The 24211-nt window shown below is 65.8% G+C and carries 27 protein-coding genes and 1 pseudogene; 20 read left to right on the top strand and 8 right to left on the bottom strand.

The features are described from left to right. From B9C43_RS27230 to B9C43_RS27245, 4 genes and pseudogenes are all read left to right on the top strand, one after another. Window positions 1-963 (top strand): annotated as a pseudogene (locus B9C43_RS27230) (hypothetical protein); the annotation flags it as partial. After that, window positions 963-2006, top strand: coding sequence for a right-handed parallel beta-helix repeat-containing protein (locus B9C43_RS27235; protein ID WP_084429883.1), 1044 nt, complete (start codon window positions 963-965; stop codon window positions 2004-2006). The pseudogene B9C43_RS27230 and the gene B9C43_RS27235, both read left to right, overlap by 1 nt. 81 nt (window positions 2007-2087) lie before the next feature. Then, a complete protein-coding gene (locus B9C43_RS27240) occupies window positions 2088-2699 on the top strand; it encodes a methyltransferase family protein (RefSeq protein ID WP_033387870.1) in 612 nt (203 codons plus the stop codon). Window positions 2700-2722: 23 nt separating this feature from the next. Then, window positions 2723-3463 (top strand): SIR2 family NAD-dependent protein deacylase, encoded by a 741-nt coding sequence (locus B9C43_RS27245; RefSeq protein ID WP_143446631.1) that lies wholly within the window; start codon window positions 2723-2725, stop codon window positions 3461-3463. Here B9C43_RS27245 and B9C43_RS27250 read toward each other — a convergent pair. Further along, window positions 3454-4524: a damage-control phosphatase ARMT1 family protein gene (locus B9C43_RS27250; RefSeq protein ID WP_033387868.1), complete on the bottom strand. Its 1071-nt coding sequence runs from the start codon at window positions 4522-4524 to the stop codon at window positions 3454-3456. The two genes, B9C43_RS27245 and B9C43_RS27250, sit on opposite strands and share 10 nt — an antisense overlap. A gap of 162 nt (window positions 4525-4686) precedes the next feature. On the opposite strand from B9C43_RS27250, the gene B9C43_RS27255 reads away from it, so the two are divergent. The 12 genes from B9C43_RS27255 (at window position 4687) to B9C43_RS27310 (ending at window position 16107) form a co-directional block, all read left to right on the top strand. After that, window positions 4687-4974 carry a hypothetical protein gene (locus B9C43_RS27255; RefSeq protein WP_084429885.1) on the top strand — a complete coding sequence of 96 codons (288 nt, stop codon included), beginning with the start codon at window positions 4687-4689 and terminating at the stop codon, window positions 4972-4974. Further along, window positions 4961-6370, top strand: coding sequence for a sensor histidine kinase (locus B9C43_RS27260; RefSeq protein WP_235038864.1), 1410 nt, complete (start codon window positions 4961-4963; stop codon window positions 6368-6370). Before B9C43_RS27255 ends, B9C43_RS27260 begins: the two co-directional genes overlap by 14 nt. After that, entirely contained in the window at window positions 6367-7026 is a 660-nt protein-coding gene (locus B9C43_RS27265; protein WP_033387866.1) for a response regulator transcription factor, read from the top strand. The genes B9C43_RS27260 and B9C43_RS27265 overlap by 4 nt, the downstream gene beginning before the upstream one ends. 57 nt (window positions 7027-7083) lie before the next feature. Next, complete coding sequence (locus tag B9C43_RS27270; RefSeq protein WP_084429887.1) at window positions 7084-8385, top strand: SLC13 family permease; 1302 nt, start codon at window positions 7084-7086, stop codon at window positions 8383-8385. After that, window positions 8382-9512 carry a glycerate kinase family protein gene (locus B9C43_RS27275; RefSeq protein WP_084429888.1) on the top strand — a complete coding sequence of 377 codons (1131 nt, stop codon included), beginning with the start codon at window positions 8382-8384 and terminating at the stop codon, window positions 9510-9512. The genes B9C43_RS27270 and B9C43_RS27275 overlap by 4 nt, the downstream gene beginning before the upstream one ends. Window positions 9513-9597: 85 nt before the next feature. Then, entirely contained in the window at window positions 9598-10326 is a 729-nt protein-coding gene (locus B9C43_RS27280) for a class I SAM-dependent DNA methyltransferase (protein WP_084429889.1), read from the top strand. Then, on the top strand, window positions 10319-11359 hold the full coding sequence (locus B9C43_RS27285; protein WP_235038865.1) for a FecCD family ABC transporter permease: 1041 nt from the start codon (window positions 10319-10321) through the stop codon (window positions 11357-11359). The genes B9C43_RS27280 and B9C43_RS27285 overlap by 8 nt, the downstream gene beginning before the upstream one ends. Further along, window positions 11359-12132, top strand: coding sequence for an ABC transporter ATP-binding protein (locus B9C43_RS27290; RefSeq protein WP_084429891.1), 774 nt, complete (start codon window positions 11359-11361; stop codon window positions 12130-12132). Before B9C43_RS27285 ends, B9C43_RS27290 begins: the two co-directional genes overlap by 1 nt. Continuing rightward, a complete protein-coding gene (locus B9C43_RS27295; RefSeq protein ID WP_084429892.1) occupies window positions 12129-13121 on the top strand; it encodes an ABC transporter substrate-binding protein in 993 nt (330 codons plus the stop codon). The genes B9C43_RS27290 and B9C43_RS27295 overlap by 4 nt, the downstream gene beginning before the upstream one ends. Beyond that, entirely contained in the window at window positions 13118-14146 is a 1029-nt protein-coding gene (locus tag B9C43_RS27300; protein ID WP_084429893.1) for a pyridoxal-phosphate dependent enzyme, read from the top strand. The genes B9C43_RS27295 and B9C43_RS27300 overlap by 4 nt, the downstream gene beginning before the upstream one ends. Continuing rightward, complete coding sequence (locus B9C43_RS27305) at window positions 14143-15315, top strand: ATP-grasp domain-containing protein (protein WP_084429894.1); 1173 nt, start codon at window positions 14143-14145, stop codon at window positions 15313-15315. The genes B9C43_RS27300 and B9C43_RS27305 overlap by 4 nt, the downstream gene beginning before the upstream one ends. Window positions 15316-15324: 9 nt before the next feature. Next, window positions 15325-16107 carry an alpha/beta hydrolase gene (locus B9C43_RS27310; RefSeq protein ID WP_084429895.1) on the top strand — a complete coding sequence of 261 codons (783 nt, stop codon included), beginning with the start codon at window positions 15325-15327 and terminating at the stop codon, window positions 16105-16107. Here B9C43_RS27310 and B9C43_RS27315 read toward each other — a convergent pair. After that, complete coding sequence (locus B9C43_RS27315) at window positions 16079-17248, bottom strand: MFS transporter (protein ID WP_200825710.1); 1170 nt, start codon at window positions 17246-17248, stop codon at window positions 16079-16081. The genes B9C43_RS27310 and B9C43_RS27315 overlap by 29 nt on opposite strands. Before the next feature lie 95 nt (window positions 17249-17343). Here B9C43_RS27315 and B9C43_RS27320 point away from each other — a divergent pair, with 95 nt between their 5' ends. After that, entirely contained in the window at window positions 17344-17853 is a 510-nt protein-coding gene (locus B9C43_RS27320) for an Lrp/AsnC family transcriptional regulator (RefSeq protein ID WP_084429896.1), read from the top strand. Here B9C43_RS27320 and B9C43_RS27325 read toward each other — a convergent pair. The 3 genes from B9C43_RS27325 to B9C43_RS27335 all read right to left on the bottom strand — a co-directional run bounded on the left by B9C43_RS27325 (window position 17847) and on the right by B9C43_RS27335 (window position 19208). After that, entirely contained in the window at window positions 17847-18407 is a 561-nt protein-coding gene (locus tag B9C43_RS27325) for a nitroreductase family protein (RefSeq protein WP_051896645.1), read from the bottom strand. The genes B9C43_RS27320 and B9C43_RS27325 overlap by 7 nt on opposite strands. 4 nt (window positions 18408-18411) lie before the next feature. After that, window positions 18412-18927 carry a UbiX family flavin prenyltransferase gene (locus B9C43_RS27330; RefSeq protein WP_084429897.1) on the bottom strand — a complete coding sequence of 172 codons (516 nt, stop codon included), beginning with the start codon at window positions 18925-18927 and terminating at the stop codon, window positions 18412-18414. An 89-nt stretch (window positions 18928-19016) separates the two neighbouring features. After that, the gene (locus tag B9C43_RS27335; protein WP_033387851.1) at window positions 19017-19208 is read right to left on the bottom strand and encodes a hypothetical protein; all 192 of its coding nucleotides are present in this window, start codon (window positions 19206-19208) and stop codon (window positions 19017-19019) included. 177 nt (window positions 19209-19385) lie between these two features. Here B9C43_RS27335 and B9C43_RS27340 point away from each other — a divergent pair, with 177 nt between their 5' ends. Both B9C43_RS27340 and B9C43_RS27345 read left to right on the top strand, forming a co-directional pair. Next, the gene (locus B9C43_RS27340; RefSeq protein ID WP_084430365.1) at window positions 19386-19922 is read left to right on the top strand and encodes a TetR/AcrR family transcriptional regulator; all 537 of its coding nucleotides are present in this window, start codon (window positions 19386-19388) and stop codon (window positions 19920-19922) included. Beyond that, on the top strand, window positions 19919-21082 hold the full coding sequence (locus tag B9C43_RS27345) for an FAD-dependent monooxygenase (protein WP_084429898.1): 1164 nt from the start codon (window positions 19919-19921) through the stop codon (window positions 21080-21082). The genes B9C43_RS27340 and B9C43_RS27345 overlap by 4 nt, the downstream gene beginning before the upstream one ends. Here the strand turns inward: B9C43_RS27345 and B9C43_RS27350 are convergent. Then, entirely contained in the window at window positions 21079-21723 is a 645-nt protein-coding gene (locus B9C43_RS27350) for a response regulator (protein WP_084429899.1), read from the bottom strand. The two genes, B9C43_RS27345 and B9C43_RS27350, sit on opposite strands and share 4 nt — an antisense overlap. Next, a complete protein-coding gene (locus B9C43_RS27355) occupies window positions 21720-22841 on the bottom strand; it encodes a sensor histidine kinase (protein ID WP_084429900.1) in 1122 nt (373 codons plus the stop codon). The genes B9C43_RS27350 and B9C43_RS27355 overlap by 4 nt, the downstream gene beginning before the upstream one ends. Before the next feature lie 187 nt (window positions 22842-23028). On the opposite strand from B9C43_RS27355, the gene B9C43_RS27360 reads away from it, so the two are divergent. After that, window positions 23029-23592, top strand: a complete 564-nt coding sequence (locus tag B9C43_RS27360; RefSeq protein WP_084429901.1) for a right-handed parallel beta-helix repeat-containing protein — start codon at window positions 23029-23031, stop codon at window positions 23590-23592. On the opposite strand, the gene B9C43_RS27365 is transcribed toward B9C43_RS27360, so the two are convergent. Continuing rightward, the gene (locus tag B9C43_RS27365; RefSeq protein WP_033387847.1) at window positions 23482-24162 is read right to left on the bottom strand and encodes a CDP-alcohol phosphatidyltransferase family protein; all 681 of its coding nucleotides are present in this window, start codon (window positions 24160-24162) and stop codon (window positions 23482-23484) included. The genes B9C43_RS27360 and B9C43_RS27365 overlap by 111 nt on opposite strands. Window positions 24163-24211 lie beyond the last annotated feature (49 nt).

A 24211-nucleotide genomic window follows, 5' to 3' on the forward strand; every position in this document is an offset into this window, starting at 1 on the left:
ACCATCACCCTGGACAAGCCCCTCGAATTCGACGTCCCGGTGAACTCCACCTCCGACGGCTCACCACCGATCGGCGGCGCGACCTACGACTCGAAAGCCGCGCCCCTGGTGGATCCGGTGGTGGGGGTGGGGTTGGAGCAGTTCACGCTCACTCAGGACATGCCGAACCTGAACAAGGCCGACGCGGTCCACAACTACGGCAACATGGACCCCCGCGCGCAGATGCACGGGATCGTGTTCAAATGGGCCGCCAACTCGTGGGTCCGCGGGATGCGCGCGGAGATGACCGGGTCGCATCCGATCGTCACCGAGGAGGCCAAGAACCTGCAGATCGTCAACAACGAGCTAGACGGTTCCTGGAACAAGGGCAAGGGCGGCAACGGCTACTTCCGCGGCTCGCGAGTCTGGGACTCACTGTATGCAGGGAACACGTCACGGAATCTGCGGCATTTCACTTTCCAGTGGTCGGCGTCGGGCAACGTGGTGATCGGCAACGACTTCGACTCGGATCTGAACCTGCACGGCGGGTGGGAACGCAACAACCTGTTCGAGCTCAACACCGTGCGCGTCAGCTACGGCCACCGATCCGGCAACTGCCGGGCCAACTGCGGTGATGAGGGCGGTGGTGGGCCGGATGACTCGAACTGGTTCCCGATCTGGTGGGGCGCGGGCAAAAAAGCCGTCAAATGGTCCGGGGCGACCGGCGCACGCAACGTGTTCTTCAACAACACCATGACCAAACAACTGTCGGCCAACGGCCCGTTCCAGGACTACTACCCGGACAAGCAGCGGATCTACATCTTCGGCTGGAACGGCACCGGCTACCAGCACCTGGACATCGCCGGCACCCCGATCCCCGACTGGGCCAAGAACGAACAACGCGACTACACCAACGGCCGCGGCATCGACGCCACCAAAACCGACAGCGCACAGTCACTGTTCCTCAAGAATGTGAGCCGCTGATGAAAGGCACTCTGGCACTCGCCGCGGCCGTGCTCACCGCTTTCGTCACCGTGGCACCGTCGGCATCTGCGGCCACTGTGGACGTTTCCACCGCTGCGCAACTCCAGGCCGCGTTGGCCAGCGCCACCCCTGGGACGACCATCAGGATGGCCGCGGGCACATACCGCGGATCGTTCGTATCACAGAAAGCCGGGACCTCCTCTCAGCCGATCACGTTGACCGGTCCGGCGAACGCCGTGCTGATCAACGACGGCCCCAGCGGTACGGCGCCGTCCTGCCCGGCGCCGACCGCTGGGTGGGACTCCGGCTACGGGCTCTGGCTGTACGGCGCGCCGTACTGGAACCTGACCGGCTTCACCGTGGCGGAGTCGAAGAAGGGCATCATCCTCGACAATTCCCACCACATCACCATTGACGGCGTCTACGTGCATCATGTGGACGAAGAAGCCGTGCACTTCAGGCGTTCCTCTGCGGACAGCGTGATCCGCAACTCCCGGATCACTGACACAGGGTTGGTGCAGAAGGGATACGGCGAAGGTGTCTACATCGGATCCGCGCACTCCAACTGGAAGTGCCACGGCAACAACGGTGGCGTGGACAAAGCCGACCGGGTCCAGGTGCTGGACAACCGGATCGGCCCGAACATCGGCGCGGAACCCATTGATGTCAAGGAGGGCACCCAGGGCGGTGTGATCCGTGGCAACACGTTCAACGGCCAGGGCATCAGCGGCCAGAACTCCGCCGACTCATGGGTCGACGTGAAGGGCACCGGATACCTGATCGAAAACAACACCGGAACCTTCAGCAGCCCGGGCACGTTCGCCAACGGCTACGAGACGCACAACCCGAGCACGTCGCCGTCGTTCCTCAACGGGTGCGGAAACACCTGGCGCAACAACAAATCCGATCTTGGCGGCGCCGGTGAGTACGCCATCAGGATCACGTCGACCTCGAAGTGCCGGGAGCGGCCGAACGTGGTCTACGCATCGAACACCGTCACCAGGGCGACCAAGGGATTGACCAACATCCCTGTCACTCCTTGATGACGGCCCGTGAGTGACCCGGCCACCCGACACCCCATCGGGTCACTCACGGGGTTCGATTTCCGGCGTAAAATCACCACAATGGCAGCCTTAGCCCTGGCCCTGTACGTCGTGTTCCTGGTCGGCGGCTTCGCCCTGCGAGAGGTCGTGCACCGCAGAATGACTGGGGCGTCGGGGATCAACGGTGTCCTCAGCGGCCGCCCAGGATCAGCCGTGTGGTGGGCGGGTCTCGTCTTAGTGCTCTCGACGGTCCTGTGCATCGCGGCGCCGATCGTTCAGCTGTCCGGCCTGGATCCAGTATCGGCCCTGGTCACGCCGCCGATCCAGATCGCCGGAATCGTGCTGGCGGTACTGGGCTTCCTCGGAACTGTGGTGGCTCAGCACATCATGGGACCGTCGTGGCGTGTGGGCGTGGACCCCGATGAGACCACCGGCCTGGTCACCCGGGGAGCGTTCGCCATTGTCCGCAACCCGGTTTTCACCTCGACAGTCGTCTGCTTCCTCGGCCTGACCTTGATGGTTCCCAACATCATCGCCCTCATCGGGTTCATCGGACTTCTGATCGCCGTCGAACTCCAGGTCCGTGTGGTGGAAGAGCCGTACCTGCGGCGAACCCATGGTGAGGCTTATATCGGCTACGGCCGCGAGGTCGGCCGGTTCCTGCCGGGCGTCGGTCGTTTCGGAAATCAGTAGCCGCGCTGCTTATGCTCGTTGCCATGGAGTGGGCACGAGGGGTGACGCGGGTGTCCGTGCTGACGGGCGCCGGGATCTCGACTGATTCGGGAATTCCGGACTTCCGTGGGCCGGACGGCGTGTGGACGAAGAATCCGCGGATGGCGGATCTCTTCACGTATCAGAACTACATGGCCGATCCGGAGGTTCGCGAGCGGTTCTGGGCGACCTACAGCGGGCACAGCGCGTGGAGTGCTGAGCCGAACGACGCGCACAGGGCACTGGCCGAACTCGACCGTGCCGGCCTGGCCGTTCGCGTCCTCACGCAGAACATCGACGGCCTGCACCAGCGTGCCGGGATGCCCGATCGGAAAGTCCTTGAGCTGCACGGGTCCATGCATCGGACGGCCTGTACGAAGTGTTCCCGGACCTTGCCGAGCTCGCAGGTCCTGGCCAGGATCGAGGCGGGTGAGGCAGACCCGCCCTGCGTGGACTGCGGCGGCATCCTGAAGCTCGCGGTTGTCCTGTTCGGACAGTACCTCGATGCCGACGTGTTGGGTCAAGCCCGGAACATCGCGGCGGCGAGTCAGCTGTTCATCGCGATCGGCAGCACGTTGGAGGTCGAGCCTGCCGCGTCGTTGTGCTCGGTTGCCGTCGAGGCCGGGGCGAAGCTTGTGATCGTCAACCGCGACCCGACACCGTACGACGGCCTTGCGGTAGAGGTGATCAGGGAACCGATCGGAGTCGCGGTGCCCCGGATCTGCAAGGCGCTGCTTCAGGGCTGATACATCTGGATCATCGCGTGCGTGCCGGCGATCCGCGATGCGGGGTCGATGTTGCCGGCGCCGACGACCACTTCGGACTTCAGGATCCGCAGTGCGACGGCTGGCCCAGGCAGATAGGACACGGTCTGGCGGAACGGCGTGGCCTCGTCCCAGTAACAGTCGCCAACGAGCCGACGGTAGTTCAGGTCGCCCTTGAAGATGGTGAGCTGGGACTTGAGCTCCGTGGCGAGGTCGTCGGGCATGTCGTGGAACGACAGTGGGGCACAGTGGAACGGGTGGGTTCTGACCTTGAGCCGCCCTTCCGCTGCTGCCTCGTGCAACCGCTGCCCAGCGCCGCCGGGTAGTTGTCGAAGGCGCCGCATGCAGTCGCCGACGTCGGTCATGGTCGCGTCGGAGACGTAGTACGGATATGGCTTGGCGTGCAGCGTTATTTCCGTCGCGAGGCCGTTTGCCAGCAGATGGTCCGCGAACACCAAGTCGGACAACAACTCCCGGCCCGCGTTGTCGAGGATGAACGTGACCTTGGCAGGCTTGCGGAAGAACTCCTGCACCTGTGCGCTGTCGTCGGCCACGAGCTCGTCGTGGATCTTGGTGTTCCCAGCGATGAGCTGGAACCCAAGGTCAGCACGGTTGCCGTACAACGAAGCCATGAGGGCCGCGTCGAAGTCCAACGGCTGCGCGAGCCAGGCATAGTCGTCCTCAAGGGTGGACGAGTGCAGTTCAGCGGTCTTGAACGGCCCGAACGGGTCGACCCCGGTCTCGAAGTACCCGACCGCGCCGAGGAGAAGCCGATAGAAGTAACTCTCGGCCCAGAGGAACGGAGCCTTCGGCCATGGGGTGCCGAAGTGCCTGCGGTCCCAATCCAGCCACTGATCCCGGTCAAAGGCGTCGTCAGCGAGGCTGATCACACCCTCTTGGGACTCCCTGAGCAGCTCATCCAGGGCTTTCCGCTGCTGGGGGCCGTACGGATGCGCGTCCTTGAGCCGCTGGAAAAGAACGGGGTGCCGCTTGTGGAACACCTGACGGGCAAACGGGCTCTCAAGCGTAATGACCGGTGGCACGCAGTCAGCCTAGGTCTGTGACTGCGGTCACGTAGAGCGTGGAGGTCACGTCGAGGACCGTAGTTTCCGTCCGAGTGGCTGGTCAGGGCGGTACGAGGCAAGATGAAGAAGTTCTCATCTTGATCTCATCGATCAGTCATGGGCGAGACGCAAGGTAGGTATATGGCCCGGATCAAGAGCATTGCGGCGGTCATCGCCGTGCTCATGTTGCCGGTCCTTGCTGCGCTCACTGGGCTGATGCTCGCGCCCGACGCGCCTCCGCCGTCTGTTGACCCGGTTGTGCGGATTGGGGAGTCGAACACGCCGTATCCGACGCCGACGACGTCACCGACGCCGTCGCCGTCGTCGACGCCGTCGGCGCCGACGACCTCGGCATCTACGCCTCCTGCGCTGCCGCCGCCACCGCCCGTGGATGACGATGATGACGGGGACGACGATGGCGACGGGTAGCCGGCTGCCTGCGCGGGTGCGGATCATGGGGTGGCTGGTTCTGCTCATGCTCTCCGTGCTCACCACGGTCGTCTTGGTCGTTCGCGAGTACCAGTTGCGGGAGATCGACGATCGGGTCAACCGGGCGCTGGAGCAGGAAGCCGAGGAGTTCAAGATCTACGCCGCCACTGGGGTGAACCCGGTCAGCGGCCAGCTTTACGACCACCGCCATGAACTGCTCGAGGCGCACCTGCGTGGCCAGTACCCCGACCACGCGGAGATCTTGATCGGCGTTCGCGACCTCGGCACCCGGCTCGATCCGGATCGCCAGGTCAGCCCCTCGGTTCTCGCCGTTCAGCCCGACGACACGCTGTTGTTGTCGATCGTGCGCGACAACGCCAGCACCGGGACCGCGATCACGGCCGGTGGGGAGATGCGCTGGATCAAGGTCGGGGTTCTTGCCGCCAATTCGCCGCTGGACGCGCGACCTACTGCGTGGCTGATCGCGGGTTACTACTTGGACCTTGTGCGAGCCAGTGTCGCGTCGACCCTGCGCACGTTGATCGTGGTGAGTCTGATCGGTCTTGTGCTCACGGCAGGGGTCGCCTGGGTGATCGCGGGGTGGATCCTCGCGCCTGTCCGGACTGTGCGGATGGCGGCCGCCGAACTGACGGAGCATGACTTGACCAAACGGATTCCCGTCAAGGGGCGGGACGATATCTCCGCGCTCGCCGAGCAGTTCAACGCCATGCTGGATCGGCTTGAGCAGGCGTTCGCCACCAGGCGGCAGTTCCTCGACGACGCCGGGCACGAACTCCGGACGCCGATCACGATCATTCGTGGGCACCTCGAACTGATGGGGGACGATCCACTCGAACGCGCCGAGGTCATCCGGTTGTGCACCGACGAACTCGATCGGATGGCGCGGATGGTGGACGACCTGCTCCTGCTCGCCAAGGCCGAACAACCTGACTTCGTCAAGCTCGACATGACCTCGGTTCCCGAGTTGACCAGCGATATCGACGCCAAGGTGCGGGCGATCGCCGACCGGCGGTGGATCCTGGAGTCGCTCGGCGAGGGAGACGCGCGGCTGGACGAGCACCGCGTCACCCAGGCCATGGTTCAGCTTGCCCAGAACGCCGTCCAGCACACCAACCCCGGCGACGAGATCCGGATCGGGTCCGCGTTGTCGTGGGACCAAGTGCACTTCTGGGTCACCGACTCCGGTCCAGGCGTCGACCAGGCCGACATGGACCGCATCTTCGAGCGCTTCGCCAGGGGCCGGGACAACACCAGGGACGGGGCCGGCCTCGGACTGGCGATCGTCAAGGCGATCGCGGACGCACACCACGGCGTGGTCACCGTGTACTCGCCGCCGGAGGGTGGCGCGAGTTTCCGATTGGAGCTGCCGAGATGAGCCGGATCCTGATCGCGGAGGACGAGCAACGCATCGCGTCCTTTGTGGAGAAAGGACTACGCGCCAACGGGTACAGCACGACCATCGTGTCCGATGGGGACGCGGCGCTGGCCACGGCGATCACTGGCGACTTCGACCTGATCGTGCTCGACCTCGGCCTGCCCCGCAGGGACGGCTTCGAAGTGCTGCAAGGGATGCGCAAGGCGAACGTGATGACACCGGTGATCATCCTGACCGCGCGGGACTCCGTGCACGACACCGTCGCGGGCCTGGAAGGCGGCGCCGACGACTACATGACCAAGCCGTTCCGCTTCGAGGAACTGCTGGCCAGGGTCCGGCTCAGGCTCCGGACCGAGCGCACTCCCGAACTGACCGTCCTCAGGCACGGCGACCTCACCTTGGACCTGCGCACCCGCCGAGTCACCACGCCGCAGTCCACTGAGGACCTGACCGCGCGGGAATTCTCATTGCTTGAGCTGTTCCTGCGGCATCCGGGCCAGGTGCTCGCGCGTGAACAGATCCTGTCGCACGTGTGGGGCTACGACTTCGACCCTGGCTCCAATGTGGTCGATGTGTACGTGCGCACTGTGCGGCGGAAAATCGGCGCGGACTACATCGAGACGGTCCGGGGCATGGGTTACCGGCTGTCCACATGAAAGCCTCCTCATCTTTGTGTCATCTGTGTTTAAGATCCACGTCGCACAGTGGACACCATGGCAAGCCCGGCGGTACTCACCCTGGTCATCTTCGCGATCACGATCATCGCGTGGATGATCGGCAGGCTTGACGACACGTTCGTCGGCCTGCTGGCCGCGCTGGCCTTGCTGTTCGTCGGGGTCATCGAGCGGGAGGACTTGTTCGGCGCGCTCGGTGGCGACACGATCTGGCTGCTGATCGCCGCCTTCGTGATCGCGCAAGGACTCGCGGCGACCGGATTGCCCGAGAAAGTCGGCGCGATCCTGATCGCGAAAGCCCGGAGTGTCCGGCAGCTCGCACACCTGGTCACCGCCGGGCTCGTGCTGACGGCCCTCGCGGTTCCGGCGACCTCGGGACGTGCGGCCTTGGCGCTGCCCGTGTTCATGGCCCTCGCCGAAGTGCTCAAGCAACGACCACGAGTCGTCAGGGCACTAGCTCTCCTCATCCCGTCGGTGATTCTCCTGTCGGCCATTGCCACGTTGATCGGCGCTGGCGCGCACTTGATCACGAGTCAGCTGCTCGCCGGGCTCACCGGTACGGGCATCGGGTTCGGCCACTGGCTGCTGCTCGGCCTGCCGTTCGCGGTGATCAGCTCTCACCTGTGCGCCGAGATCGTGGTGCTGCTGATGACAAAAAGGACAGACCGGCGGGAGCGGCTGCCGCGGGTACAACTGGACAAGGAGCCCTTCACCGCGGCACAGAAGCGCGTCACAGTCGTGTTGGGCGTGGTGATCGCTTTGTGGTGTACCGGGTTTCTGAATCCGGCGATCGTGGCGCTAGTCGGCGCGGTCGTGATCACCTCGCCGAAGATCGGCACGATCGGCATGAGTGCCGCGTTGGCGAAGGTGCCGTGGAGTCTGTTGCTGTTCATGGCGAGTACCGCGGTGATCGGCAACGCGCTGTCCACTTCGGGCGCCGCCGACTGGCTCGGACGCGCCGCTTTCGGCAGTGCCACAGGCAATGCCGTTGTCCTTCTGATCACGGTCGTGGTCGTCAGTGCTGCCGCCCATCTGGTGCTGCAGTCGCGGTCCGCGCGGTCGGCTGTGCTGGTTCCGCTGGTCATCCCGATGGCGTTGGCGACAGGGATGAACCCGGCGGCGCTCGCGTTCGCCTCGACCGCCGCAGCGGGGTTCTGCCATACGTTGCCGTCTTCGGCCAAGCCGGTCGCGATGTTCGCGTCCGCTGAGGACGTTCCCACATACCGCAAACGTGATCTGGTCCGGCTGTCGTGTGTCCTCGGACCGCTGGTCGTCGCACTGGTCGTCGCGTTCGCGCTGTTCGTCTGGCCGATGCTCGGCCTTCCCATGGAGGTGTCATGAGGTTCGCAGTCGCTCCAAGTGGTTTCAAGGAATCGCTCGACGCACCGGCCGTCGCCGCCGCGATCGCGGCAGGTATCCGGCGGGTCGAACCCGGCGCGGTGATCGACGAGATCCCACTCGTCGACGGGGGAGAAGGCTCGGCCAAGGCACTCGCCGTCGCCCGTGGCGGCCGGATCATCCCGGTCACCGTGACCGGCCCGGTCGGCCGGCCCGTGACATCACACTTCGCGATGCTCGACGAGCACACTGCCGCACTCGACATGGCCGCGGCGGCAGGCCTGCGGCTCGTGCCGAGAGCACACCGGGATCCCGGGCTGACCACGACTTACGGCGTGGGCGAGCTCATCCGGCACGCCCTGGACCAGGGTGCCCGCAGGATCCTGGTGGGCTGCGGTGACTCCGGCACGTGCGACGGCGGCGCGGGCGCACTGGAAGCCCTCGGCGCCCGGATCCTGGACGTCGATGCCCAACCAGTGGGCCAAGGCGGATACGCACTCGGCCAGGCCGCGAAGCTCGATGTGTCCTCATTGGACAGCAGGCTGACCGACACCGAGATCATCGCCGCGGTCAACCCGTACAACCTGCTGACCAGCGTCGCCCAGGTGTTCGGCCCGCAGAAGGGCGCATCGGCGGAGCAGGTCCGGATCCTGGCAGGCGCGATGGACCGCTGGGCCGGCGTCCTGGCCGGGCACTGCGGCCTGGACCTGCGGCCATTGCCAGGCAGCGGAGCCTCCGGCGGCCTGGGCGCGGGCCTCGCCGGTGCCCTGAACGCGAAACTCATCCCGCGCTTCGACGTCCTGCTCGACCACACCGACCTGGACAACCGGCTGGCCAAGGCGGACCTGGTGATCACGGCCGAAGGTGCGATCGACTACCAGACACCACGCGGCAAGATCCCAGCCGAGGTCGCCACCCGTGCCAAACGCCATGGCAAGCCGGTGATCGCGCTCGCGGGCACGATCGGCGACGGCGCGCACCACGCGTACGCCACCGGAATCGACGCGTACGCGGGAATCCTGTCGGCTCCGGTGCGACTGGCCGAAGCGATCGATCATGCCGCTGAGCTGCTCCGCGACGCCACCGAACGCACTCTCCGGCTGGTGCTTGTCGGTGCCGCGATGAAGTAATTCCGATCTCCCGGGAACCCGCCGCCCGCGTCACCCGACTCCTACACCGGAACCAGTCTGGGCGAGCGCGGGAGGCTCTGGGGGAATGCGGTGGTACGAGAACGACGACTTGTGGTCGGGCTTCGCCGAAACGATGTTCCCGCCGCGCCGGGCCACGGAAGCCGCTGACCTGGTCGCCACGTCACCGCTGCTCCAGTTCGCTCCGGAAGCACGGGTACTGGACCTGTGTTGTGGCCCAGGCCTGTGGCTGTTGCCCTTGGCGCAACGCGGATACCGGGTCATCGGCGTCGATCTGAGCCCGGTGATGCTCGAACACGCCAAAGCCCGGTGCCCCGAAGCGGAGCTGATCTGCGAGGACATGCTGGAGTTCACCCGGCATGGCCAGTTCGACGTCGCCCTCAACGTGTTCACCAGCTTCGGGTACTTCGCCGAAGCCAAGGACAATCTGCAGGTCCTGCGCAACGCGTACTCCTCATTGGCCAACGACGGCCAGCTGATCCTCGACGTGCTGGGCAAGGAGGTGCTCGCGAGCTGGGTCGGCAGGCCGAAGTCCGTTGACGTCGAAGGTGGTTACGTCGTCATGCGCGACACGATCCTCGACGACTGGACCCGGCTGCGCACCGACTGGACGCTGATCAGAGGTGAGACAGCCAGACACGCGGTGATCGAGTGCTTCATCTACAGCGCGGCCGAGCTCAAGGCGCTGGTGACCGAAGCCGGCTTCCAGGACGTCGAGTGTTTCGGCGACTTCGACGGCGCGCCCTATGACAACCACGCGAAACGGTTGATTGTTCGTGGCTACCGGCGTGACTGAGCGGGTCCGGCTGGTCCCGGTCCTCGCGACACTGTCCGTGGCGTTGATCGTGTCGATCGCCGCGGGTATCGCGCTGGGGCCAACCGTTGTCCCGGTCGACGAAGTGCTGCGATATCTGCAAGCCGCGTTGACCGGCGGCACGATCACCGCGGACGAACTGTCCAGCTACACAATCGTGTGGGAAGTCCGGACACCGCGCGTGCTGCTGGCCGTGCTGGTCGGAGCCGGGCTGAGCGTCGTCGGCGTGGTGATCCAGGCGTTGGTACGCAACGCTTTGGCGGACCCGTTCGTGCTGGGCATCTCCTCGGGAGCGTCGGTTGGTGCGACCGCAGTGGTCGTGTTCGGTGTCTTCGCGAGCCTCGGCGTCTACGCGTTGTCCGCGGCGGCGTTCCTGGGTGCGCTCGGCGCATCAGTGCTCGTCTACATGGCGGCCATGAGCAAGGCCGGTCTCACGCCGCTCAGGCTCGTGCTGACCGGAATCGCTTTGGCGTACGGATTTCAGGCCGTGATGAGTGTGCTCGTGTTCTTGGCACCGGACGGCCAAGCAGCTCGGACGGTGCTGTTCTGGCTGATGGGCAGCCTCGGCGGAGCAAACTGGGGATCCCTGCCGATCGCGGGAGTTGCCGTGCTGCTGGCGATGGTTGTGTTGCTGCGCAACAGCAGACCCCTGGATGTGCTCGCGATGGGTGACGAGACGGCGGCGAGCCTGGGCGTGGACGCAGCACGACTCAGGCGCTGGCTGTTCGTGCTCACCGCTGCGGTGACCGGGTTGCTCGTCGCGGTCAGCGGTGCAGTCGGGTTCGTCGGGCTCGTGATGCCACACCTGGTTCGGATCGTGGTCGGGTCGGGGCATCGGCGGGTGCTCGCGGTGGCGCCGTTGGCGGGCGCGGTGTTCATGGTCTGGACCGACCTGGTGGCCAGAACACTGGTGGCGCCGGAGGAACTGCCGCTCGGCGTGATCACGGCCGTGATCGGTGTGCCGGTGTTCATCACGTTGATGCGCCGCCGTGGATACCTGTTCGGGGGGCGCTGATGGACATCTCGCTGACCGGTGTCACGGTCGAGATCGCCGGGAAATCCCTGATCCGCGAGCTGCACCTGGAAGCTGACGCCGGACAGATCGTCGGGCTGGTCGGCCCCAACGGAAGCGGCAAGTCCACAGCTCTGCGGTGCGTCTACCGCGCATTGACACCCAGCGCTGGAGCCGTGTTCCTGGACGGCACGGACATCGCGACCTTGACGCTGCGGGAGAACGCGAAGTACGTCGCCGCACTCACCCAGGACAACCACACGGATCTGGACTTCACGGTCTCGGAAGTGGTTGCCCTCGGCCGGACTCCGCACCTGCGCGGAAACGAGGCGTTGTCGGCGAAGGAGCACGACCTGTGCCGGGAGGCCATGGCACAGACCGACGTCCTGCACCTCAAGGACCGCAGCATCCTCACTTTGTCAGGCGGCGAACGGCAACGTGTGTTCATCGCGCGAGCGCTCGTGCAGGAACCCAGGGTGCTCGTACTCGACGAGCCCACGAACCACCTGGACGTCCGCCACCAGGTCGAACTGTTGTCCTTCCTGCGTAAATCCGGGCTGACCGTGCTGGTGGCGATCCACGACCTGAATCTCGCGGCCGCCGCGTGCGATCGCCTCGGTGTGCTCGCGCAAGGCGAACTCGTCGCCGCCGGAGCGCCGATCGACGTTCTCACACCCGCACTTGTCCGCCAGGTGTTCGGTGTCGAGGCGACGGTCGTGCCACATCCCAAAACCGGTGTCCCGCAGTTGCTTTACGACCTCAAGGAGAGAGCGTGACCAAGATCCTGCCCCTTGTGCTGGTCGCAGGGCTACTCGCCGGGTGCGGCGCCACCGTGCAGCAGACGGTGCAACAGAACGGGGATCCCAACGCCCCGGTCACGATCACCAACTGCGGACAGGAAATCAGCTATCCGACGCCGCAACGCCCGGTCGCCTACGACGTCAGCGGGGCCGAGAAGATGTTCTCGCTCGGCCTGGCGGATCGCATGCGCGGCTATGTGATGAACAAACTCGGCGACCCGTCCATCGCCGGATCGCCGTGGAAGGACGACTACACGAAGGTCCAGCGGCTGGGCACGTCCCGGATCACGCGGGAGATCGTGGTCGACGCCAAGGCGGACTGGGTGTTCGCCGGCTGGGGTTCCGGGTTCAGCGAGGAGCGCGGGATCACGCCGCACCTGCTCGACCAGGTCGGCATCCGCAGCTACCTGCACACCGAGACGTGCTGGAACTTCGGTGACAAGAAGACCAAGGTGCCGCCGCTGGAGGCGTTGTACGCCGACCTGGCGAACCTCGGCAAGATCTTCAAGGTCGAGCAGCGCGCCGCCGACCTGGTCGCCGACCTCAAGAGCCGGGTGGCCAAGGTCCAGCAAGCCAAGCCGGCGAATGCCGAGCCGGCCAAGGTCTTCGTCTACGACTCCGGCACGGACCAGCCGTACACGGCGGGCAAGCACGCTGCGCCCACCGACATCATCGCGACCGCCGGTGGGCGCAACGTGCTGGGCGACTTGGAGAAGGGCTGGACGTCGGTCGGCTGGGAGCCGGTCGTGCAGGCCGCACCGGACGTGATCATCATCATCGACTACGCCGACCAGCCCGCCGTGGACAAGCAGAAGTTCCTCGACTCGTTGCCCGCGTTGCAGGCGGTCCCGGCCGTGCGGGAGAAGCGCTACTTCGTCATGTCCTACGGGGACGCCGTGAGCGGCCCGCGTAACGTCAAGGGTGCCGAGGACTTTGCCGCCTACCTCAGGTCGGTCGGCCGATGAACCTGGTGCACGAGCACATCACCGACGCGATCAAGGCGCCTGACCTGATCCGGTTACGGGACAACATCATCCTGGCCAGGTTCGAGACCATGAAGGTCTACGCGGCTCTCGGTGCGGTCCGCACTTTGCTCGACCGCGGTGTCGTCCGGCCGGGTCAGACCCTTGTGGACAGTTCGAGCGGCATCTACGCGCTGGCGTTGGCCATGGCTTGTCATCGATACGGGCTCAAATGCCACATCGTGGCGTCGACCACTGTGGACGCGGCCATGCGGGCGCAGCTGGAAGTCCTTGGCGCGACCGTGGATCAGATGCCGCCGTCCCAGTCTCTGCGGCTGGACCAGGAGCGCCGGGTGCACCGCGTCCACCAGTTGTTGGCGCAGCGTCCGGACGTGCACTGGATGCGGCAATATCACGACAGCGTGCACTATGAGGGTTACAAGCACTTCGCCGACCTCGTTTCGGAGGCTGTCACCGGGCCGCTCACGGTCGTCGGCGCGGTCGGTACAGGTGCGTCGACCGGCGGGCTCGTCGAGGCCTTGAGGGCGACCGATCCGTCCGTGCGGCTGTTGGGGTTGCAGCCGTTCGGCAGCATCACGTTCGGCAGTGAGGGATTCACCGATCCGGAGGCGATCATCGCCGGGATCGGCAGCTCGATCTGGTTCGACAACGTCCGCCACCACCTGTACGACTGTTTGCACTGGGTCGATTTCCGGCACGCCATGGCCGGAACCATCGGGCTGCTGCGGGACCACGCGGTCTTCGCCGGACTGTCGACCGGGGCCGCGTATCTCGTCGCGGAGTGGGAGGCAAGGCGCAACCCGGACCGCACCCACTTGGTGATCGGCGCCGACACGGGACACCGCTATGTGGAGCGTGTGTTCGCACGGCACGAGGAAGCCCCGCACGTGGAGTCACTGCGCCCGTTGGAGATCACTTCACTCGATGACTTGGCCATGCCGTGGTCGGTGATGGAGTGGCAGCGTCGTCCGTGGCTAGCCGCACGACAGGAGGAACAAGCCTCATGACCATTGTGGCCCTTGAGGCACTCACATTCGGACTCGGGCACATGGTGCGGGCCGCGGCCAAAGCGGGGGAGCGGTTGTGCCTGCTGACCGGGGTTCGCGAGATCTACCGGCATGAGCTTTCCCAGCTGTCATTGGACGTCATCGACGTCGACACCACAGACACGGCGGCTTGCGCGGCGGTCCTCAAGGAGATCCCGGACCTGCACGGGCTGATCAACTCGACTGACACCTGGTTTGTTCCTGGTGCCGAGTTGACGGCCCAGTTCGGGCTTCCCGGGCGGACCGTCGCATCGGCACAGTTCCTGCGGGACAAGCTGAAGGTCCGGCAGCGCCTGCATGAGCACGGTCTGAGCCCGGCTCCCGGCAACACGCTTCCGGCCGTGCTGAAGGACTCCGCAGGCACGTCGTCGCGGAACGTATGGCTGGTGCGGACGGGAGAGGAACTCCAGGCCGCACTGGATGAGGCTGCGAGTAGTGACCTCAAGGGCAGACTGTTCGCCGAACCGTTGTTCGCAGGCCCGGTCTACAGCGCCGAGACCATCACCTGGGAAGGACAGACGCGGCTCCTTGGCGTGCTCAGCCGCCAAGTGACCGGGGTGCGCGAGGACGCAGCGGCCTTCCCAGTCGCCTTCCCGCAGGAGGTTCAAGCCGAGCTGGCGTGGTGGGTCAGCCGTGTGCTGGACGCCGTCGAGTACGAGCAAGGCTTCGCGCACATCGAGTTCGTGTTCACTGTGGACGGCCCGCAACTCGTCGAGATCAACCCACGCATCGGCGGTGCCCTTGTGGGCGAGGCTTTGTGCCGCACACTCGGCGTGAACGTGTACGAGTCGATGATCGACATGGCGCTCGGCAAAGCGCCCAGCCTGCTTGAGCACGCGGAGGCGACCGGGCCTGCGGTCGCGTTCGCACTGGTTTACCCCACCGAGCAAGGCATTCTTGAGACGATCGACGGCCTTGACCAGTTGGCCGCCTACCCAGGCAAACCCGAGTGGTACCCGACGAAAGCGGTCGGTGACCGGATCGACCACCTGACCGACCAGCGTGGGTGCGTCGGCATCGTGCTGACCGAAGGACCGACGGCGGAACTGGCCATGCACCGGGCCATGGCCGCAGCGGCTGCGGTTTCGCCATCAGCAAAATCGGGCGTCCCCACGTCCGAACCTAACTAGGGTGACGGCATGGGTGAGCCGATCACGGGCACAGCTGCAGGCGTGCCGTACACAGCGTTGCCTCCGTCTGTCGAAACTGACGCCCTGCTGGTGTCCTGGCACATGATGGACGCTCCACGCACGAATGCCGCGTTCGCCGCCGCCCTGCCGCTGAATGATCTCCCCGCCTGGCGCGTCCACTTCGGGCTGCCCTTCTGCGGCGCGCGGATGATCGACGGCAGCATGGATGCCATCATCGAGCGTGCCCAGCGCGACCCGGTACTGTCCTACTTCTCGTTGTTCGTCCGTTTGGCGGTCGACGAGTTCCCGGCGGCCCTTGCCGCCGTCCGCAGTCAACTGTCCATTGGCGACGGACCACTCCTCGCGCTCGGCGGATCCCTCGGTGGCGCTGTTGTGCTGCAGAACCTGACCAAGACCGAGTTCAAGGCGGCGGCGATCGTCAACGGGCTGATCCGGGTCCGGACGGGCGTGAGCCTCATCGAGAGCATCTGGGGCAACCCTTACCCGTGGAACGCGGAGTCCGCCGCGGCGGCAGACGCTCTCGACTTCGTGGCTCGCGCGGGGGATATCGGCGCAACGCCGTTGCTTGTGGTCAGCGGTGACGAGGATCATCCGGGATTTCGCACCGATGCCAAGGAATTGGCCGACTCGCTGCCGAACGCCGAGCTCGCAGGCGTTCCGGACCTGGCGCACCCGCTCGCCGAGGAGCCAGGAATGCAACCGGCACCGCAGTCGCCCTTGGCCAAGAAGGTCGACGAGCGGCTCACCCAGTGGTTTCTGCGTCACGTCTGACCAGCAGGAACACCGGAAGCAGGGCGAGGATCCCGGCCACCCCGGCGACGAGCGGGTAGCCGCCGTAGCCGAACAGGTGGCCGGATCCGATACTCGCGAACGCCGACGACCCCCAGATCACCGCGTCGATCGCGCCTTTCTCCCTGGTCTGCACCATGCTGCTGAGCAGGCTGCTGCCGCCGACGAACATCAGGTTCCAGCCGTACCCCAGCAGGAACAGGGAAATCGGCAGGCCGGACGTGTGCGACGAGGGCAGCATGATCGCGAGCACCGTGGCCGCGGCCAGGACGACGATTCCGCACGCGATGGTGCGTCGCCCGCCGATGCGGTCCGCGATCCGGCCGCTGATCGGTGACAGCGCGAACATCCCGAAGATGTGTGCACTGAGGATCCAGCCGACGACGTCCAGTCCGTGCCCGAGGTGGTGCAGCTGCGGAGGCGTCATCGTCATCACAGCGACCATCGTGATCTGCGCGGCCACCATGGCAGTCAACGGAAGTTTCAGCGCCGGACGCCGGAACACCGCCCAGCCTTCCGGTTTCGTGGACTGGGCGACCTCGTCCGGCGGCAGGATGAACGACGTCGCCGCGGCCAACGCGACCGCAAGGCCAGCGACCATGATCGGGCCGGAAAGGTCAGGCAGATCAAGCCATTTCGCGGCGTGCGCGGTCGGCGCGATCATCAACGGCCCGGTCAGCGCACCGATCGTGCCCGCCCACACCACCGACGACAGCGCGAACGCCTTGCGCTCCGCCGGATACATGTCGGCCGCGAGATACCGGGACAACTGAGCGGCGCCGTTGCCGAGGCCAAGAGTCATCAGGCCGGCCAGCATGAGGATCAACGAACCTATGACGGCACCGATCGACGCGGCGAGCGCACCGGCGGTCGCGGATCCGTACCCGACGAGCAAAGCGAAACGCCTGCCGTGCCGGGAAGTCAGCGCACCCGATAACAGAGCGCCAACCGCGGTGCCGATGACACCGGCCGCACTGGGCAAACCGCTCGCTCCCGGACCGCTCGTCTCGGCAGCGATCAGCGTGCCCGCCGTATTGGCGAGCACCTGCGCGGTGTTCATCAAGGCCACAGTGGCGAAAAGCGCCGACATCGCGCGCCGCCGAGTATTGGTCCCCAGGTCCATGGCTAAGGATGGTATGCAGGTCCGGACGGGTTTCGAATGGCCGCAGAACGGAGTTCGCGGCCGGCGACCGTGTCGACGCAAGGAGGAAGTGGCCGATGACCTTCCGAATGGAAAGGCAGCTCGACGAGCTGGACTGGCGCATCGTCGAGCGGTTGCAGGCCGACGGCAGGCTGTCGTTCAAAGAGCTTGGCCGTCGGGTGAACCTCTCCGCGCCCGCGGTGGCTGAACGCGTCCGCAGGCTTGAGGAGAGCGGCGTGATCACCGGCTACCACGCGCGGGTCGAACCGCGCAGAGCCGGGTATCCGATCTCCGCCTTCATCGAAATGCGGTGTGCGCTCGGCAAATGCCTGCTCAAGACCAGTGCGTCCGACGACTATCCGGAAGTGGTCGAAGTGCACAAGCTCAGCGGCGACCACTGCTCGATGCTCAAGGTGCGAGCGGCGTCGCTGGAACACTTCGAAGGACTGCTCGAGCGGATCGGCGCGCACGGCGAGATGCGGTCGTCCGTCGTGTTGTCCACCCAGTACGACGGACGACCAGTCGAGCGCCCGGCCGCAGACTTCTTCCGCGCCTCATCCAGCAATGGCTGGAGCAGCGCTCAGTAGCCGATCCATCTCACGCGGTTGTCCTTGCGTGCCGTGGGTCTCGCCTCTTCGTCGGGAAATCCGACGGGCACGATGCCGACCAGGGTCTTGCCGTTGTCGGCCAGCCCGGCCGCGCGTTCGACCGAGTGGGCGCACGGCAGACCAGCCCACGCTGTGCCCAAGCCTGCCGCGTGCGCGCCGAGCATCATGTTGTGCACCGCGACCGAGATACCGAAGGTGTCGTCGCGGCCGTCCGGCAACGTACCCGCGTAGGCGAAGACGAGCACGGGTGCACCGCCGAAGTCACGGTAGAAGGCGGTGACTTCCTCAGCGATCTTGTGTCCGTGATCGCGTTCGCAGTCCGCTCGGATGCTCTCCAGTTGTTCGACGACCGCTTCCTGGATGCGGGCCCGCAACGCGCCTCGGGTCACCACGAGCTCGTACTCGTGTTCGCCGCCGGAAGACGGTGCCCACAGTGCGAGGTCCATGACTTCGGCCAGCAGGTCACGGGGGACGGGTGTCGGTTTGAACTTGCGGATGGGGCGCCTGCCGCGGATCGCTTCGTGCAGGTCCATCGCGTCACGACCGCGCAGGAAGGCCGGTGGCCAGGGAGAACTGTTCCAATGCGCGTTGGACGGTGCCCTCGACGTCCTGTGGCGGGATGACGATCGCGCCCGATGACGTGGCGTCCCGCATCAGGCGGACGTGCGTCAGGCTTTGCGAGGCTTCGCGTAACACGAGGACGAGCTTCCTGCCTTCGTTGAGATGCATGGTGCCAGCGCGGCTGAGCAGGTTGTCGTTGCGTGCGTTGGTGATGGCCGAGAGACTCTTGCCCGAGCAGGGGGCCACGATCATGCCGTCGGTACGGAACGATCTTCTTGAGATCGCCGCGTCCAGGTCGCCGACGTCGTACACCTTGGTCGCCAACCGGTAGACGTCATCCAGAGTGTGCTGCGTCTCGTACTCGAGAGCGGCACGAGCCCATTTGCTGACCACGAGGTGAGTCTCGATGGTCCCGGCCTGCTTGAGGACCTCGAGCAGCCTGACGCCGAAGATCGAACCCGAACTGCCGGACATGCCGACGACTAATCGCATTGCGGAATCTTGCACCGCGACCGCACGACCAGACCGCCGAGTGACTACTTCTTGCCTGGTCCGGTCAAAACGGGCGTGTCGAACACGGGCTAGCTGTCCCGGTGCTGATGCGCGTCGATGCGCTCGTCGAGCTCGGCCAGGTCGTTGTGCAGGGCGGTCAGCTCGCGAGCGTGTCTGTTGAGTTGCTGTGATTGCTGGTCGATGCGGGTGCGCAGGTTGTGCAACTCCTTGCCGGTCTGCGAATCAGGGACGGCGGCGGTGTCGCCAGTATCTTCGGTCATACAAATCTCCCAGCGGACTGATCGCGTCCCCCCACCAGGGCGTGGAGACCCAGCACGGATTCCCCACGTGATCGAGGACTAAACGCATGGACTTCACGATCCTTGACCGATACCTTGGTCATACGACTTGGACGATCGCCCAAGACGAATGACCAGGAGCGTGGCACGATGTCGGTGATGGCTGAGCGTGGCCGGGACGTGCGGCTGCGCCTGATGGCCGCAGCGGTCCAGCTGATCGCGCAAAAGGGCTGGTCAGCGGTGAGTACGCGGATGCTCGCCGAGCGGGCTGGAGTCGCCCCGGGAGTCGTGCACTACCACTTCTCGTCACTGCGCGCATTGCTCACCGAAGCGGCCATCGGGGCGATGCGCGAGGCCGTGGCCGGTCTCGAACCGGCCGACGACGTGGTCGCCGGACTCATCGACCCGCTGGAGAAGTTCACCGGGGACGACCCGGTGTCGCTGGTGTTCATCGAGACCTACTTGGCCGCCACCCGGGACGCGGAGCTGCGCGCGGCGATCAGCGCACTGGTCGCCGAGTTCCAGCAGAAGCTCGCCGGGTGGCTGGCCGACCGCGCGGTTGTTGCGCCACAAGAAACAGCGGCCGTGCTCGTGGCCGCCATCGACGGCCTGATGTTGCACCGCGCGTTGAACCCGTCGGCGAAGACAGACCTCCGGCCGGTGCTGCGCCGGTTGGTCGGAGGGACAGACGTATGAAGATCCTGATCTGCGGGGCGGGGATAGCGGGCTTGACCCTGGCGAACCAATTGGCCCCGAACCATGACCTGACCGTCGTGGAGAAGGCGCCGGGGCCGCGGCCGCAGGGCTACATGATCGACTTCTTCGGCCCCGGCTACGACGTGGCCGAGAAGATGGACCTGTTACCCAGCTTGACAAAGGCGGGCTACCAGGTCAGCGAGGCCGCGTACCTCGACGAGACCGGCCGTCGCCGGGCCGGTCTGCCGTTCGGCACTTTCGCGAAGGCGGTGGACGCCAAGCTGGTCAGCATTATGCGGCCGGATTTGGAGGCGGTCCTGCGTTCGCGTCTCCCCGCCTCGGTCGACCTGCGTTTCGGCACGTCCGTGCGTGACATTGACACTTCGCCGGACAACGTGGCAGTCACGTTGTCGGACGGAAGCACAGTTGTCGCGGACCTGCTCGTCGGAGCGGACGGCATCCATTCCGTAGTGCGGTCGTTGACCTTCAACAGCTCGGACTGCCTGCGTTATCTGGGTTTCCACACAGCTGCGTACGTTTTCGACGATCCATCAGTGCACGCACAAGTGGGCGACAGGTTCTGCCTGACGGACACCGTCGGCAAGCAGTTCGGGTTCTACGCCCTGCGCGACGGCCGTGTCGCCGCGTTCACCGTGCACCGGACGCCCGATCCGACGTTGCCCGTCGATCCGCAGGCCGCGATTCGCAGCGTGTACGCGGACCTGGGATGGGTTGTCCCGCAAGCGCTTGAGGCCTGCCCCGGTCCTGCGGACGTGTACTACGACCAGGTCGCGCAGACGGTGCTGCCGGAATGGAGCCGGGGCCCTGTCGTCCTGATCGGTGACGCGTGCCATGCCGTGTCGCTACTTGCTGGTCAAGGCGCATCCCTGGGCATGGCAGGCGCCTTCGTGCTGGCAGCTCAACTCGACAGGACCCATTCCGTGCGCGAGGCGCTGACCAGCTACGAGAAGCTCTGGCGCCCGGTCGTGGAGGAGAAACAACAGGTTGCCCGCAACGGCGCCCGCTGGTTTCTGCCCGCGTCCGAGAGCCACCTGCGAATCCGCCGCGCCGCCATGCGGTTGGCCCGTGTCCCGGGCTTCAGCCGCTACCTCGCGAGCACGATCGCGGGCAAGACCACCGCGGTGATCAAGCAACTCTAGGGCCGGGAACACAGACCGGCGTCGTAGGCCAGCAGTCCGGCCTGAGTACGGTTGGCGCACCGCAACTTGACCAGGATCTGGGAGATGTAGTTCTTCACGGTGCCCTCGCTCAAGTGCACGCGAGCCGCGATCTGGGCGTTGGACAGGCCGTCACCAAGGCAGGCCAGAATCTCGGTCTCCCGTTCGGTCAACTCGGCGAGCAGGGCCGATTGGGCCGGACGCCGCTCGACCGTGTTGGCGATCAGCCTGTGGGACACGGCAGGCGACATCACAGTGTGCCCGTTGGCCGCGACACGAACCAAGCCGATGAGATCCTTGGGCGGCGTGGACTTCAGCAGATATCCGGCGGCCCCGCTGCGCAGCGCCCGGAGGATGTAGTGATCACCGTCGAACGTCGTCAACGCCACGACCGCGGGTGGTTGCTTGAGTTCGCTGATCTTCTGGATCGCGGTCAGCCCGTCCACACCGGGCATGTGCAAGTCCATCAAGACGACGTCGGGACGATGCCGCAACACCGCCTCGACGGCCTCGGCGCCGTCGTACGCCTCCGCGACGACACCGAGATCCTCTGCGGTACCAAGGATTGTGCGCACGTGGGCACACACCATCGGGTCGTCGTCCACGACGAGAACTCGGATCATGAGACTGGCTCCGTCAGGGTCGCCGAAACGTGGAAACCGCCTTCCGAGGACGGGCCCGCGTCCAGTGTCCCGCCGATCATGCTGACGCGCTCGCGCAGGTTGTCCAGCCCCGAGCCGGAGCCGGCCAGGCTGAGGCCCGGCCCGATCGGCGGGGAGTTGCGCACCGAAACCCTGGTATCGGACGGGCCGTAGGTCACGTGCACGCGAACTTTGGCTCCGGGCGCGTGCTTGCGGACGTTGGTCAACGCCTCCTGCACGATCCGGTGTGCGGTCCGGCGGACCACAGCGGATGCCTGCCCGGCAGCGCCCTCCTCGACCAGTTCCACAGGCACGCCAACAGACGTGGACTCGGAGACCAAAGTGGATAGTTCGGGTACCGGCGCCTGCGCCGTCTTGCCGGTGCTTTCCCCGCCCTGCTCCCGCAGGATCGCCACGACCTCACGCAGCTCTTCCAATGCCTGGCAGCCGTTCGCGCGCAGTTCCTCGGCCGCGCGGCGGGTTTCCTCGTCCCGTGCGGTCATTTCCAGCCCGCCGGCCTGCAGGACCATCAGGCTGACGCGGTGCGTGACGACGTCGTGCATCTCGGCGGCCAGTTTGGCCCGCTCGTCGGCTCTGGCCGACTCCATCAGCACCTTGTACGTGCGGTCTCGGGCCGCGATGGACATGCCGATCACCGCGGGCACGATGACCAGGATCAGCGACTGGGCGATGCGGGCTCCGGTGAGCTCCCACGGCCGCAATCCCAGGATGAACAGCACCCCGGTCGGTATCCACACGGCCGTCTGATTGCGGTAGTGCGACATGGCCCCGCATACCGCGAACGGGGTGACGGCCTGCGGAATCCACAGAGTGCCATGGTCATGGGCCAGATCGATGATGGTGCCCGGTGCGACGAGCTCGGTGATCGACATACCGATCGCGGTCGCCGCGGTGAACCAGATGACCGCCAGCGGCGCCAGCCTGCGGAACACCAACGGCCCGACGGCCATCACCTGGACGGCGATCCCGACGCCGGTGTACGCGAGGTTCTCCGGCGGGCCGACGACCGACACGATCAGCAAGGCGATCGCGCCGGTCAGGCTCAAGGCGTCGAACACCCGGTCACGCGTGATGGTCACGTGCCCAACGGTATTCGGCGTCACCGCGCAGTCCACACCAATCGGCACAAGACCTGACGAAAGTCACCCGGTTCATGACCTTCGTCAGCGCCGTTGGTGAGGTTGCGGACTGCCGATGTGACCCGGTGACTCGCTGTGCTTGTGCCTTGATGCACATGTTCGGCCGAGCCAACTGGTGGATGCCCCGATGGCGCAGCATTTCAAAGATCTGACCGGCGTGACGATCGAGGACATCGTCATCGACACCGCAGGCGACGGTCTCGTGCTTGAGAACTGCCGTGACGTGACCATCGCCCGCGTCACGATCAACGCATGCGACGGCGACGGGATCCGGCTGATCGGCTGCACAGGCATGGCCATTGTGGACTGCGCGGTCTACGGCTACGACACAGGCTCAGTCGCCGACGGCACGTTCCACTACCGGACTCCGTGGCCGCAAGGGGGAATCAAGGTGCTCGCATCGAGCCGTATCACGGTATCCGCCGTGGTCCTCGAACACTGCCAAGGCCTAGTTCTGGACACAGTGGACGATGTCCGCGTGCACGGGCTCAGCATGACCGACATCTGTGGCATCCCGCTGACCTTGCGTGGCAGGGGCCGCCGGGTCGATCTCGGCGACATCGACGTGTGCAACGTGATGTCAGGCCCGCGAGCGGTACAGCCAGATCGTGTCCCGGCCGAACGACCAGGCCAATGTGGCCAGTGCGGCAATGATGATCATGAGGGAGACCGTGTGGGGCAGCGCGCCTGAAGCCGCCGCCACCAAAGCGATTCCCTGGGCGGCAGCCACGGTTTTACGCGCCATGCTGTGCGGGAGCGGAGCGTTGAGCCACGGGAACACCCAACTCGCGGCGACGAACACATATCGCATGGCGCCGAGCAGCACCACCCACGGCCCTAGGAACTGTGCCACGAGCACGCTCAGAACAAGGATCAGGAACGCGTCCACTTCCATGTCGAAACGCGCGCCCAACGGTGTCGCGCAGCCCATGCGCCGGGCAAGCTGGCCGTCGATCGCATCGCCGATCAACGCGACCGCCGCGATAACGGTCAACAGCACCAACGGAGCAGGCCGCCAGAACGAGTCGACCACAAAGGCCGTCACGCTTCCCACAAGCGCGGCTCTGGCGAGCGTGACGCGGTTCGCGGCACCGACGGTCTTCGCACCTGTGCGGAACAGAGCTGTCATCAACATGCCGCCCATCACAACGGCGTAAGCAGCCCCTGCCACCCACCCTTCGACGCCGAGCGGTGTGACCATCGCGAGGGCAGTGAGCAGCAGCAACTGTCCGACCACGGCCACAAGGGGCTCGACGGCCAACGCAGTCCTCCCACTACTTAAGGTGATCGAGACCTTGAGTGGAGGGTAG

This window comes from Kibdelosporangium aridum (assembly GCF_900176515.1).
Lineage (GTDB): Bacteria > Actinomycetota > Actinomycetes > Mycobacteriales > Pseudonocardiaceae > Kibdelosporangium > Kibdelosporangium aridum.